The sequence below is a fragment of the Vibrio sp. 10N.239.312.D08 genome (genome assembly GCF_041466145.1).
Lineage (GTDB): Bacteria > Pseudomonadota > Gammaproteobacteria > Enterobacterales > Vibrionaceae > Vibrio > Vibrio crassostreae_C.
Genome location: NZ_JBFSSD010000007.1, coordinates 65,187 through 79,590 on the forward strand (window position 1 = coordinate 65,187; position 14,404 = coordinate 79,590).

Here is a 14,404-nt window from a genome sequence, read left to right on the forward strand (position 1 = left end):
GTGTGTCAAAGAGTCTGCTTTTACTTCTATTTTTCAACGTCAATTAATATGGATCGTACTCAACTTTCCGTAATCAACGACCTAACCACGCTCTAAGCGTCGTTAAGTCGTTATTGGTTGAGGTCAGGGGTTAATTGAGCGCTTCAATCAGAGTGATTTCGCGTTTGATTTGCTTACTCTCTTGCTCAGTCGCCTGCGCCAGTTTCTTTTCGCGTGTGGTTATGGCTGCTTGTTTGGCTTCGTCAGATTTGAACATCAGTTCTTTTACGTTGATAGAAGCGATGTTTGTGTAGCGGCCATCGTCACTGGTTGGGATTGATATGGTTTTATCATTAATCAATGATTTTACGATCTCACGCTGTTCATTGTAACGACTCTCTAAACCAGAAAGTGCCCATCGTTGTTGAGGCTTACCCTCATACTGGCCGTTCTTTTCTTCTTTAAGATACTTGATAGTCATGTTACGAATCGTGCCTGCTTCTTCTCCATACTCTGCTTCCGTATCAAAGAGTACAGGGAATGATTCACCTTCTAGCACGCCGCCTTTCTTGGTTAGATGACCCATTCGATAGCTATTCATACCAATACGGATCTCTGTTTGATCAGTAACCGGTGTGCCATCAGCAAACGCGAGGTTGGTGATGCGGGTACCTGCAGGTTGAGTGAGGTCGATGGTATAAGTCACGCCCGCGAAGAAGTCATTGGTCGAATATTTTGAAGCTCTACGTTCAGGGTTAAAGCTGTAGGTCACATCGCCAGGTTGTACTGAGTTGAAGTAGCCTGCAGACCATTCCATGTAGGTTCTTAACTCTTTGCCTGTCATCTGATAGACAGTGATTTCGCCACCTGCGTATTGGTAGTTGTACGCGATGTCTTTGGCTTTGATTGGGCCAACATCGAGCTCTGCATTGTCGTTGTCTATTTGAAGTGCAATGACATTGGCTTTGGGTGCATAGAAGAAGCTCGCTTCTTGGAATAGCGCACTGATGCCTGTGTCTTGAACATGGACTTGAGGGATACCGCGGATTTCGTTTTCTGGGACTAAATCAACGCCGGTAAGTTGAGCGACAGGTCTGTTCGCCATTTCTCGGAGTTGTTTGTGGTAAGGCTGGTATAACTCGTCCATATTCTCATCAGAGTCGATACCTTTAATTTTATAGGTGAAGCTGTCTTTGTTGACGAGAGTGAATGTGCCATCGCGCTCTTCAAATTGAAGATCGATACGAGATAGGGCGCGGCCATATCTGTCGGGTTCAGTAATAATAACGCCATTTACAACGGCTTTATCGATGCGAGTGTGCATGTGGCCAGCGACGATGGCATCAAGCTCTGGGTTTGCATTGGCAATGTCGGTGACACCGGTGTCGGCAATGTCATTCTCGTTCTCAATTCCCATATGGGCAACCAATATGATGGCATCCACTTTATCATCAATCTCTTTGACGATTTTCTTCACTTCCAAGGTTGGATTAGTGAAAGTGACGCCTTCTAAACGGTTGGTACCTTGCGCAAAGACCTCCGTCATTGGGGTATCCATTCCGATCACGCCGATCTTAATGCTACCGCGTTCTAGGATGGTGTAACCAGGCAGGAATGGGTTTCCGTTTTTGTTCTTGATGTTGCCACCGAGAGACTGCCCTTTAAATTGGGTAACGGCCCTGTTGAGGGTTTTGAGGCCAAAGTCGAATTCGTGGTTACCTAAAACCCACACATCGTATTTCATGTGATTAAAGCCAAGCATCATTGGATCAACGGGCTCGTCTTTGAAGGTTTCTACGAAGTTGCCTTGGATGGTATCGCCAGCGTCGACAAGGATAATGTTAGATTGCTCTTTGCGGATCTCACCAACTTTGGTCGCGATTTGGCTCAAGCTACCACGAGTGTTGAGTTTATCTGCCGCGTAATCCCACGCCATAAAATGACCGTGGATATCTGAAGTACCCAGTATCGTGACATCGTGTATATCGCCATCAGCTGCAAAGGTGGGAAAGGCTAGAGAGAGTAGGATGGCGCTTGATAGTATGTGTCTTTTCATAATTATGTTCACATCGTGGTTTTAAGTATGACGCTACCATATAGAATCGAGGTTATCTTATGGGTGATCAGTATCATATTTCTAATGATATAACTAATTGATGTTTCAAATAAATGTGATTCATGACCATCTCGTAACCACTTAAGTTATGGAGAAATGCACCACAACTCTTCGCTATCTTTTCAATCTTCGATTTCTTTAATCAAACTTCCTAAGCGATGGTGTATTAACAAGCACGCTTGTAAGCTGTTGAACGTCTTGCCTGTTGAAATAAACAAGGTATATATCGTCCAACTCTCACTTACTGTGGCAGTAAGATGATCTTGCCCTCTAGGCGTGTGGTTTTCGATTCAATGAGATCAATCGCGGTTTGCACTTCATCGAATGGTAGATAGCGGTCAACGTCGAGCTGAATGTCGTTTGTGATGAAGTGATCTAGCATGGTCGTGAACTTATCACGGCGAACATCTTTACCTTCTGCTTCCTCCCAATAACGCAAGAAGAAGGTGCTGAAATCGATGTGTTGGTTTTTCGCGTACTCAAAGAAGCGTGGCTCGTAAAAATCCAACGACAGCGTCCCATAGTTGATAAAGCGCCCGTTGTTGCCAAGGGTGTGAACAAGATCGGTTCCGGGTGAGCCGCCAATCGCATCAAAGGCAACGGTTGGCATAGGCAAGCCTAATGCCTTAATTTGAGAAACTAGATCAGCGTTCGCATCTATCACCCAACAGGAAGTAGCAGGGTATTGTGTCTGCTGTGATGTAACGACAATGATGTTGAAGCCGAGTGATGCTGATAACTGGGAGAAGATCTTACCGATGGCTGAACTGCCCGCGTTGATGATCAACACATCCTCTTGGGTCAGCTTGGCTATTTCTGTCGTTAGCACCCATGCGGTTAGCGCATTAATGTACAACTGACAGGCGTAGCCATTGTCTAAATGTTGAGGAATTTGGAACAGATCATCTGGTGATACATCGACATAGTTCTGCCATGTTCCACTGGTTGCCACAAGCACTCGTTGATTCACTATAAACTCAGCACTGCTGGATTCTACAATCCTTCCTACCGCTTCAAATCCCGGTACTCTCGGCGGCTGATGGCTATGTTTGTATTGGCCCACACCATAAATCGACAACAGATCACTAGGGTTGATGTTAGTCGCTTCAATTTGTACGCGAACTTTATCTTTGTCTAGTACCCCTAAAGCGACATGTTCTAACTTGAGAGATTCTTTTGGCTGACCGAAACGGAACTGGCTAATTCGGGTATTTTGCTTAGTGTCAGTCATAGTTTGGGCACCTTTATGGATTATGAGTACTGCATTGATTTTAAGTGTAGCGTGTTCATAAACAACCTTGGGTCACTAATATTGCTTAACATAGCTGGCGTCGGTAAACAGTCGTCATCAACGTAGTCGACATAGTCTGCCGCCGAATCGAAGATCAAAATATCCAAAGCCAAACGATCCAAGCCATATCGGCCTCGGTGGATCATATCCGCTGAAAACACCAATAAGTCACCTGCGGCTAACGGTATCTGCTTACCACCAGAGATGTCATCGCTGCTCACTTTGCCGTTTTCTTCTTGGCGAACATTGTACTCTTCTTCGTTATCCCAACGTTTGTGCGTGCCGGGGATAAGTTCCATGCCGGGCTCATCAAAAAGGGGCACTCGCAGATGCAATACTTGGGTTTCCATGATGACTTTCATCTGGTCATCAATGTCGTAGTCGTATTGACAGTCACGATGCCAGAAGTCTTTTTGCTGCGGGTTTACTGGGTTGAAGAACAGCTGTGTATTCATGAATGCCGGCTTGTTCGGAATCACCGCATCAACCACATCCATCACTTGTTTCGAGCTTATGAAGTCGAAAAGCACGCTTCTATCGTCGGCAGGCAAATACTCGCTTCCCGTAATTAAAGACGAGTTAAATGCTTCTTCTTTATAGAATTCTTCGTTGTCTGCTTTCCATGATTCATGAAATTTCAGCACGACTTTTCTAAGCGATGCAATTTGAGCTTCATTGAAATAATTTCTGATAACAAAGTAACCATGTTCGTCGTAACGGTCACTTAATTGTTGGCTGTTTTCTACCACTGACTACCTTCGTTCATTCTTTGCTGTATAATAGCTAAGGTCAACAGCCCTAGAGATTTCTTGGGCGCATAATGCCAGACAGTCGTCATTCAACCAAGTAACGAGTGCAGAAGCCTGTAGATTCAGTGATGCGATAAAACTCTATGGGGGCGAGTGTTACATGCCTATCCATATCATGAACTCATGCGATAAAAATCTCCGCATATGTGATCTACCCCCTTTTTTTATAAAATAAAAAGATTCACATGGTGAATGTTTTTGTGGTTTGCATGATTATTGACCATGTTGAAATTTGGTTGCGTATGGAAGATAGAAAATCATGGATGGTTTTTCGCTGGATATGAGAACACTTAATTTTATTATTATTTTGTTCTCTTTCATTTACTGTATTGGCTTGTTGTTATTTCAATTCACTCAACAGTCCATTAAAGGGCTTTCAATCTTTTCCATTTCAATATTTGTTATCGGAACTGGGCCGTTGATGTTGAGCCTAAGAGGGGAGTTCCCTGATTGGGTCACCGTTATTGGTGCCAATATGGTCATTGCGCTTGGTTTTCATCTCGCCTTGTATAGCTTATGTCTGTTTCGAGAATACTCTCTCAAATGCACCTACCTCAGTAGTCTAATGATGTTGGCTCTTTTGCCATGTTTTATTTACTTCACGTTCTATGAGCCTTCCATAAAGGCTCGAATTATCCTCATTAGTTTATATCTGGCTTTTGTGACTCTTTGCACTGCCTTTGCGGTATTAAAGGGCCGGCGTGATGACTTGACTCTAGGTATTCGGATGATGGCCTTGTCATTTACGATATATGGCGGGTTTATGGTTTTTCGAGTTGTGGTGACACTATTTTCCGCTGAGCTTCAGGATTTCATGGCGGCCACTCTCATTCATCAACTTGCCTTTTTAGTGAGCATCGTTCTTATTGTGTCGATGAGCTTTACAATGCTTTGGCTGATTAACGCAAGGTTGCTTAGTTCTATTCACGAGCTGTCCTACAGCGATCCTCTAACGGTACTGGGAAACCGCAGAGCATTAGATGAGATGGTTCCAGTTATCATGAAGCAGGCGGAAACTGCACCTGTTAGTGCCATTATGATGGATATTGATAATTTTAAGTCGATCAATGACCAACACGGACACATTGTAGGTGACCTCGTGATCAAGTCTTTTGCTGAAATGGTTCAAAGTGCAATCAAAACATCGCCAACAGCCAGTGCGTTTCGTTTTGGCGGAGACGAGATAATGATTTTATTGCCCAATGTTAATTTCCTACAAGCACAGGCTATTGCTTGTAAGCTGCGATTATCTATTTCAGATATCTCAGCCGTGCAAGGGAATGAGATGTTTCTGACGTCGAGTTTCGGTGTCGCTCAGCTTCACCCACATGAGAATTGGGATGGGTTTATTAGTCGAGCCGACAAAGCGTTATATCAAGCGAAAACAAACGGTCGCAATATGACTTCAATTTGTCCTAGTCATATTAACGAGATCGTCACTGCCACATCACCAATACCGCTGCAATAGAGAGTAAGATGAGTGCAAGAATGTCTTTGCGTGCGATGCTTTGTCCTAACCAGAAGTAGGATATCAACACCATGAAGATCACTTCGACTTGTCCAAGCGTCTTTACGTACGGAACGGCTTGAAGTGACATTGCGCTAAACCAACCCAGAGAACCGATAACACTCGCTAGGCTTGTCATTACGACCAGTTTCGACTTCTTGAATATCAGGCGCAGCGTGTCGCGTTCTCTGAAAAAGAGATACGTACAGATAATCACTGTCTGAAGGGAAATGACGAGGAACAGCACCCAAGCAGCGCTATGAGGGAACGGCAACCCTATGCTCAAACTTGCTTCCCGTACCCAAAGAGACGTTAAAGCAAAGGCGGTGCTACACGCCATACCTAATAAGAACACTTTTGGGGACAAGCTTCGCCAGCCAGAAGCGCTACTCATGATTAGCACGCCTAAAGTACCAATAAGTACGCCGACCCAACCTGTTAGTGTCAAAGCAGTACCAAAAAACAATACGGATAGCACCGCAGACACGGGGGCTTCACACTTGGCTAATCCTGCGCCTATCGCATAGTTTTCTAGCTTGAACAGCATCACCATTAAGCCGGTCGCGAGGATCTGCATGATGGCGGCAGCAACAATATAGAAAACAAACTCACCCGAAAAATCCGGTGCGGAGACTGGCTGCCATTGATAGAGGGTGTAGAGGTAAATAAGGGCGATTGGGCCAGCCCAAATAAAACGCGCCAACGTCACGCCAGCCACGCTCATGGTGCCACTTAATTTACTTTGAAAGGCATTGCGCCAAGATTGGCTAAAGGCAGCAAGGAGAGTAAAGGCTATCCAACTAAAAGACATGACGCGTCCATGTGTTATGTAATTTGCTGATTATATTAACAAATAAAACCAATATAAGAAGCGACTTGTTCTTTTAATAAGCAATAGTCAGTTGCGTGAATCGCTCGGTTTTGAAGAATATTCGGTCTTTAAAACTTGCGCTGTAAACCTTAACGGCTTCATTTACTTGTCACTCGACATCAATCGATTGTTTAGAAAATCGCTTCTTTTCTGTTCTTGAAGTAGAACAGCGCGCTGATCAAAAAGAACAGTAAGGTGAAGTAATAGAAAAAAGAAGACAGTGAGGCCAAGAAGGCAAGGTTCTGTTCTATTTCTTGTTCGGTGTAGCCCTGAGACACCAACTTATAGTAGTAAGCGTACAAGATACCGATCAGACCGTATCCGAGGTTAAACATCAAACCTTTGAAACTAAGAACGGTGGCTCTGTTGTGTGATTCGGTCTTTTTATTCAGGTGGTAGCTGATGAAAATGTTCATCGTCATGATGATAAAGATTAATACTAGTGCCGGAATGACTCCGTAAATCGACCAACCTAAACTGATCCAGTAATAAGTCGCCATGCTTGCCAATCCCATAACCACAATGAAGGTTTTAGCCTCCATACTCTCTGCTAATCTTCGGCTTTGTCCTGCCAATATAATCTTAAGCAAGCTGATACCCGCACCAATAAAACCAAAGTAGATAATTGGAATATCAATGGCCAGATAGTATTGGCTGTTCATGGTTAGGAACATGCGTGAGGTGTGTTCGAATAGGCTGTAGTAGAGCAAGATGAACAGCACGTAAGGCGTAGCGAATACCCATTTACCTGCATCGATCGTCAATTTAAGACTTGAGATGGTGGTTGCCAATTTGGTTTGGTCGCTTGGCATCAGCTTTTTCTCTTCGCGCATATTAATCGCGGCATAGATAGCGATCATCGCTACAAATAGGGTGGCGAACACAGGAATACGCATCAGATCTTTGGTGCTTTCTGGTTCGGCTAGTCCAAGGAAATGAAAGATGTTCGTCATAAAATTCACGTCGTACATCGCCGCACCAATTAGTGTGACAAAGATACCGACCGTTGAGGCGACACGAAGCTGGATTTGCAGCACTCGCGGCCACAACTCTTCATTACCTTGTTCTTTTAAGGTGTCGTAAGCCAATGCCTCGTCGGCGCCGCTGGCCAGTGCCATCGCTAAGCCACTGAGAATCCGGTTAATCAGAAAGACTATGAACACCAAGTCGGGGTTTCCGGTTGGCACTAAGGCGATCATTGCGATCTCAACAAACATCACAATCGAAGACAGCACCACCAGTTTCTTGCGGCCTAAGGTATCGGCGAATGCACCCGACGGTACTTCAGCAAGCATAATGGTGGCCGCCCAAACTACATTGAGCATCGCGAATTGAGACAGGGTTAACCCGTAATCTAAATAAAGTAGTGTGAATATAGGGTAGTAAAAACGCGCAAAGTAGCTGCTTCTAAACATCAAGAAGTAGCGGACATTGGGAATTTTAAGGATCTCTTTGAGCGTCATGATAATTTCAGTAATTTAGATAACACATTATTATGTATAACCCTTTTACTCTTTTAAATCATGGAATTGTTGCCAAATCCCTAAAATATCTGGTTTGGGTGATCTTCGAACTCATTGTTCATAGTGGGTTATAGGTTTCTCGTCTTCAAATCACTTTCCCCTATTCATTTAGTTTGTGGTGCCGTTTCACTTGTTCGACTGATTTTGGTGCAAGATCGAACTTCTACAACGTCGCTCTCGTATTTACATCTTATTGTATGATTTAATTATTGGTAATAACGATACGCAATGAATCCAATGTAATTGAGGAAGCGAGCATGATCTTAGAGTCATTCAGTCTGGAAGGTAAAGTAGCGATAGTGACGGGCTGTAACACGGGGCTTGGGCAAGGTATTGCATTAGGCCTAGCGGAAGCCGGTTGTAAGGTTGTCGGTGTTAACCGAACAGAGCCTGAAGAGACTATTGAGAAAATGAGTGCAGCAGGTCATTCGTTCCTAAACGTGAGTGCTGATCTTCTCGAGCAAGCGTGCATTCCAGGGGTTATAGAGCGCACTTTGGCTGAGTTTGGCCAAGTCGACATTCTCGTGAACAATGCAGGAATTATTCGCCGCCAAGATGCTATTGAGTTCTCAGAGCAAGATTGGGATGACGTAATGAACGTGAACACCAAGACGGTGTTCTTTATGTCTCAGGCTGTTGCAAAGCAATTTAAGGCTCAAGGTACTGGCGGAAAGATCATTAACATTGCATCGATGCTCTCATTCCAAGGTGGCATTCGAGTTCCTTCCTATACGGCTTCAAAAAGTGCTGTGATGGGCGTGACACGTGCGATGGCGAACGAATGGGCGCGCGATAATATCAACGTGAATGCGATAGCCCCCGGTTATATGGAAACGAACAATACTCAAGCTCTGCGTGAAGATGCTGAGCGTAATCAAGCGATTCTTGAGCGTATTCCGGCTGAACGTTGGGGTAAACCGCAAGATATCGCAGGTCCTTGTGTGTTCTTAGCATCATCAGCATCGGATTACATTAATGGCTATACCATTGCTGTTGACGGTGGTTGGTTAGCACGCTAATTAGTTTTTTATTCTAAATTTTGAGTTTGCAGCAATCTTGCAGGAGAAGATAAATGAAAATCGCTTTAATGATGGAAAACAGTCAAGCAGGCAAAAATGCTATGGTATCAGCTGAACTAGAGTCAGTTGCTGGTGGTTTTGGTCACGATGTCTTCAACCTAGGAATGACAGACGAGAACGATCACCACTTAACGTATATTCATCTAGGTATTATGGCGAGCATTCTGATTAACTCAAAGGCTGTTGACTTTGTTGTGACAGGATGTGGCACTGGCCAAGGTGCTTTGATGTCACTGAACCTGCATCCGGGGGTGGTTTGTGGTTACTGCCTAGAGCCATCAGATGCTTTCTTGTTTAACCAAATTAACAACGGTAATGCTCTCGCTCTCGCTTTTGCTAAAGGCTTTGGCTGGGCAGGTGAACTCAACATTCGTTATATCTTTGAAAAAGCGTTCACAGGCGAGCGTGGTAATGGGTATCCACTAGAGCGTGCAGAACCACAGCAACGTAATGCAGCAATTTTGAATGAAGTGAAAGCGGCGGTGGTAAAAGATAACTTTATTGATTCTCTGAGAGCCATCGACCAAGATCTAGTGAAAACAGCGGTTGGCAGCGAACGTTTCCAACAATGCTTCTTTGAGCATTGCCAAAACCAAGAAATCGCTGATTATGTTCGTTCACTTTTAGATTAATTAGAGCGTTTAGTTCTGATAGAGCCAGCCTTGTTCGGCTGGCTTTTTGATGAATAATTAAAGCAATGTAATGAGACAAACAGTAATCAACTGGCTAAATTGCGATTCGTGTTTTCCTGCATCTACTCTTCATCTTCGGTTTCTTTGGAAGCATTTGAGGCACAGCCTTTCTCTAGCCAGTTATCGAGCACGCGTTGCAGTGCCTTCAAAGAGGTTGGCTTCTCTAAGCGACCATCCATCAGTTTGCTGATCATATCTAACTCGTGTTGTCCTGATTCGCCAGACAAAGCAATGATTGGTGTTTGAGGTGAGCGTGCCTTGATGATTTGGCTTGCGTCAAAACCATTCATTATCGGCATTTGTACGTCCATTAAGATCAAATCGACCTTGTGTGTTTTGAACAGCTCGACGGCATTCTCACCGTTTTTGGCTTGCAAGCTATTTACACCAAGTCGACTCAGGTACATCTGAACAAGCGTGCGTTGTACTTCTTTATCATCGACGATAAGCACGGTTGGAGCCAAATGGTTCTTTGGGGTTAGCGCACTTGTTGGTTCTGAACTTTGCGTTTCTGCTTGGTTATCTGGCTTAGCTTCAGCGTTGGTTTTGTTTTCAGTTGAAGTTTGATTGTGCTTCCAATCATTGAAGTAAGGCGTACGAAGTGCGTCTGCTTTGGGGGCATTGGGTACCACCGGGAAGTACAGGTGGAACTCAGTAAACTCCCCAAGTTTAGAGTGGCACTCAACTCGGCCGCCAAATGAACGCATTACACGTTGGCAATAGCCAAGCCCTAGGCCGCTACCACCGCTTTTTTGGTAAGAGAAGAAGTCATCAAAGATCTTATGCGTAATGGCTTCGTCAATGCCTGGGCCGGTATCTCGGAATATCAGAACGTTCTCGTAAGGTCCTGTGTTGGTGCTGATCTCAATTTGGCTTTCTGGATAAGAATCAAAGTAATAGATTGCATTGCGTATCAGGTTGAAAATGACGAAGTTGAATAAGGTTTCATTGAGTTTTGCTACAAAATCAGCGTGTTGTGGTAAACGAATGCGTTCAATGATCTTTTCATTCTCAAAACCATAGTGGCTTACGGCTTGATCCACGGCTTTGTGGATAGAGGTCATGGTCACAGGTCCGTGTTCAGGCGTACTGTCACTGACTTCGCGCAGGATGATATCAATCAGTTGTCGCCCGCGTTGAATCGCCGCTTGGCCATTCTCAATATCCTTTAGGATTTGTTTCGCTGGGGCTTGGTTATCAATGTGCTGTTTTAACACCTCAAAATGCAGCTGCACTTGAGCCAGCGGGTTACGCATTTCGTGTGCGATAGAATTAGCTAGAGCGCGACTTTGGCGAATGCGTCTATCGGCTTCAATGGTGCTTTGTACACGAGTTAACAAGGTTTGCAGGGCAGAGATCTCTTCGTTAGAGAACATCTTATCGTTGCTCTTGTGTGACGAGACCAATAAGTGTGTGACCGATTTCCCCTGACCAAATAAAGGCATCACCAAAGCGGTGTCGTTTGAACTCATCTTGTCATACAGGGCTTTAATCGATCGCTTGGCTGGCGCGGTGTAATCAAGCTCCTGAGACAGCTCATCAAACACTAAAACGGACTTGTTGGTAGACAGGTAATCTTCGTAGAAGGTTTCGTTGTAGTTGCTGTTCACCAGACGCAGTTTGTCTTCTGGGATCTGCAGTAGGCTACCTAGTCGACGCATGGCATCATCAATCGACAGCTTAAAATCGTCTTCTAGTGAGAGGATCTGCTGTACTGGCGTTTTCTTGTTTCCGTAGACAAAGAAGGAGGCGTAGTGGCTTACGCGTTTGTAGAGAACATGCCAAGTGATGCCGATAATCGCACAGATTGGGATAGCAACAAGCCATTGACTGTCGTCTGTCAGCGGGATAAATATCGCGCCAAAAGGGATCACCAAAATAGCACAAACCAACATCGCATTTAGGCTCATGTACGCCAGGTATTTCACGCTGTAGAAGCGCGAGGTCAGCAGGGCATAGCCAACGAACAACATTTCACTTATCGACAAAGCTGGTGGCAGCCAAGTGAGCGAGAAATCACGTAAGAAGTAGGTCATGCCTAGGTGGATTGTCGCAGTCGACAGCATGAAGACTAAAATGCCGGCGATCATGTAGTTGGTTTTGGCTAAGGTCAGCTTGCTGCTGTTGGCGCGCATGGCCACAAGGTTGAGTAGTGTCAGCACTACAAAGCTTATCATTCCAATGAAGAAGTACGGCGTATGCGGGCCAAACTCAATCACGAACTGGCTTGGGCCAGCAATGGTGACGTGTTCAACGGTTAACCCCGGACTTAAATTGATAAAGAAGGAGTAGACGGTTAAGGTAACGAAAATGGCTTGTTGCCACACATGAACCTTACCATTACGTTGTTCGGCGGCGAGCTTACACGAGAAGTAATAGGCAAAGGCAAACGCAAAGAAAGAGGCGAGGTTGGCAAACTTTGCGGCGAACACAGCGGCCGAGGCCCCAAGTTCGGGTAATAAGTCGGTATGGAAATAAGCGTTACTACTGATCCACGCAACAATGCAGATCGAGTACGCGATGTAAGGGGCATGGTGTGTCCCCGCGATCACTTCGTTCTTCTGTTTCAGGCGATAGCAGTAATAGAACAACCACATGACAACCACTGCTACGGTTGCAAGCAGGGTGATTGCTTTTGCATAGATGATCGCCTCAAGGCCGAAATCAAACATGTTCATCCTTTTTTACCGAGCTAGTTTTTCCTGCCGAGCATGGATTTTCTAATGACTTTCTACTCTCTCGCACTGCGCGTTTGTAGCTCCGAAAATCGACATTATTGAACGCTTTTACCATCATCTCGAAATTCCAGAACCCACGATAAATTGTTGTGCCATCATCATTTAATTCGCAATACCCAGCATGGAAGTACGCATTGGAATCAATGGTTTGATAAAACTGAAGCATGAAAGGTTGCTCGATAATAGTGAAGCCAATCTTATAGCCTATTTGGTGTAACACACTCATCAGCTCTTTTTGAGCAAGGTAGAGGAAATAGAGCTGTTGTTGGGTATTGCCACTGACTGTCAGACGCAACACTTCACATAGGGCATTTTGATCGGACAATTGTAACTGGAATTGTTGGTCAAATTCTGGGAGAGAGTAACATTTTGACAGTGTAGGCGGTGTGAAAAGTTGTAACCTTGCGAGTTCATCGTAGCCGTAATTGGGTAAACAGTATTGCCATTGCTCATTGCTGAATGGCGGTGCGTAACTTAGCCAAGTGTCATTCTTAGACCAGTCTTGAATCAGCGTAGAGGAAACCAGTGTCGGAAAGCCTTCATCGACTGGATGTTTGAGCAGAATAAAATGCTTACCTGCCTGAGAAAGGTGTAATAAAGGCAGCATCTCAAACCATTTCTCACCCTTGATGAACACCTCAAGATTGCTTAAAGCAATGGCATCGCTGATTGGCATTCCTTGTGGGTGACTCGGTGTTTGTACCAAAAGTGGCTCATGTTCTATCTGTTCGATGATCGCACCGTAATAAGCACTGTCGTTGATAGGGAGGTCGACATGAGAAATGGAGCTTGGATTTAATGGAGATTTTGCTTTGATCGCAGCAATTTCACACTCACACCAGAAATCTAGCCAATGCATATAGCACTGCCCTACGGCCTGCTCTAGAAGAGAAATCTCTGCAGATAGTGTATTTGGATAGCGCAGAATCAGATCGCGGTAGTCCATCACCTCAAACAATACAGAGTAGCTTTTGTTTTGATGCTCTGGGAAAAGCAATTCTAACTGGCTTCTACGATATTCAGTCACGTTTTGAAAAAGCTCAGTGCGCTGTTGTGGCTGATAAGTGCTGATGACGAGCTCTATCAGCGCTCGCTGTTTTATTTCGATAGACAGACTGCTAGCCAACAGTGAGCCTAAAGACGACGTTAATTTCATGTTTAACCTAGCCTAGGTTTATATAATTATTTTTATTTGATCTGCACTATCTATAGGACACTGATTTTAGGTATGTGTTTGAAGTTACGTTACTTTGAGAGAGCCAATCGTAACTTTACTTGTGTCTATGGTGTGAGAAGTAAGTTGCATAATCGGGCGAGATTTTACTACTTGCACTCACCCTTAACAATAAAGATTTGCCATATTTGAATAAATTCACAGGTGAATAAAATACATTATTATCAACAACTTGTAGGGTTGGATCACAGTTTTAAAATCAGACATGATTAAGCCGAGCATAAACTTTTGGATTTATAAAATAATTTCAAATATCTATTTTTTGAACCAATATCATAATTCACATCAAGATGAGCTCATCTTATCAATCGTGGCAGGAATGTTTTTGGTGTTAAATATGTAATTAACTGATTGATTGTATCTTTCTTATATTCGCTTATTCCTTCGCTACCCATTTTAATGATTTAAATATCAGGTGGATAAACGCAGGGCTCCAGTGCTCGGTTTGTTTTCCTGACAATCTCCTGTGTTTATAGACCAGTTACACCATAATCTCTGATGAAGTGATGACATTCGAGGTTTAAGCTTGCCTGCATATGAAACATTATTGCGAGTAATCCCTCGT

10 protein-coding genes are annotated in these 14,404 nt (G+C 44.1%); 3 read left to right on the top strand and 7 right to left on the bottom strand.

What is annotated here, in order from left to right; genetic code table 11:
* Positions 1–130 precede the first annotated feature (130 nt).
* From AB6D58_RS05700 to AB6D58_RS05710, 3 genes are all read right to left on the bottom strand, one after another.
* On the bottom strand, positions 131–2,035 hold the full coding sequence (locus tag AB6D58_RS05700; RefSeq protein WP_102321296.1) for a bifunctional UDP-sugar hydrolase/5'-nucleotidase: 1,905 nt from the start codon (positions 2,033–2,035) through the stop codon (positions 131–133).
* A gap of 301 nt (positions 2,036–2,336) precedes the next feature.
* Positions 2,337–3,326, bottom strand: a complete 990-nt coding sequence (locus AB6D58_RS05705; RefSeq protein WP_017059992.1) for a zinc-dependent alcohol dehydrogenase family protein — start codon at positions 3,324–3,326, stop codon at positions 2,337–2,339.
* 20 nt (positions 3,327–3,346) lie between these two features.
* The gene (locus AB6D58_RS05710; protein ID WP_017059991.1) at positions 3,347–4,135 is read right to left on the bottom strand and encodes a phytanoyl-CoA dioxygenase family protein; all 789 of its coding nucleotides are present in this window, start codon (positions 4,133–4,135) and stop codon (positions 3,347–3,349) included.
* A gap of 319 nt (positions 4,136–4,454) precedes the next feature.
* Here AB6D58_RS05710 and AB6D58_RS05715 point away from each other — a divergent pair, with 319 nt between their 5' ends.
* The gene (locus AB6D58_RS05715; protein WP_372156689.1) at positions 4,455–5,663 is read left to right on the top strand and encodes a GGDEF domain-containing protein; all 1,209 of its coding nucleotides are present in this window, start codon (positions 4,455–4,457) and stop codon (positions 5,661–5,663) included.
* Here AB6D58_RS05715 and AB6D58_RS05720 read toward each other — a convergent pair.
* Entirely contained in the window at positions 5,632–6,513 is an 882-nt protein-coding gene (locus AB6D58_RS05720; protein ID WP_017067924.1) for a DMT family transporter, read from the bottom strand. The two genes, AB6D58_RS05715 and AB6D58_RS05720, sit on opposite strands and share 32 nt — an antisense overlap.
* Before the next feature lie 191 nt (positions 6,514–6,704).
* A complete protein-coding gene (locus AB6D58_RS05725) occupies positions 6,705–8,036 on the bottom strand; it encodes an MFS transporter (RefSeq protein WP_372156691.1) in 1,332 nt (443 codons plus the stop codon).
* 317 nt (positions 8,037–8,353) lie between these two features.
* On the opposite strand from AB6D58_RS05725, the gene kduD reads away from it, so the two are divergent.
* Positions 8,354–9,115, top strand: a complete 762-nt coding sequence (gene kduD, locus AB6D58_RS05730; RefSeq protein WP_017067926.1) for a 2-dehydro-3-deoxy-D-gluconate 5-dehydrogenase KduD — start codon at positions 8,354–8,356, stop codon at positions 9,113–9,115.
* A gap of 53 nt (positions 9,116–9,168) precedes the next feature.
* Positions 9,169–9,807: an RpiB/LacA/LacB family sugar-phosphate isomerase gene (locus AB6D58_RS05735; RefSeq protein WP_017067927.1), complete on the top strand. Its 639-nt coding sequence runs from the start codon at positions 9,169–9,171 to the stop codon at positions 9,805–9,807.
* Positions 9,808–9,929: 122 nt separating this feature from the next.
* Here AB6D58_RS05735 and AB6D58_RS05740 read toward each other — a convergent pair whose 3' ends face one another.
* Together AB6D58_RS05740 and AB6D58_RS05745 are read right to left on the bottom strand one after the other, a co-directional pair.
* Positions 9,930–12,539: a response regulator gene (locus AB6D58_RS05740; protein ID WP_372156693.1), complete on the bottom strand. Its 2,610-nt coding sequence runs from the start codon at positions 12,537–12,539 to the stop codon at positions 9,930–9,932.
* Positions 12,532–13,761 (bottom strand): acyl-homoserine-lactone synthase, encoded by a 1,230-nt coding sequence (locus AB6D58_RS05745; protein ID WP_372156695.1) that lies wholly within the window; start codon positions 13,759–13,761, stop codon positions 12,532–12,534. The genes AB6D58_RS05740 and AB6D58_RS05745 overlap by 8 nt, the downstream gene beginning before the upstream one ends.
* Between the last annotated feature and the right edge of the window lie 643 nt (positions 13,762–14,404).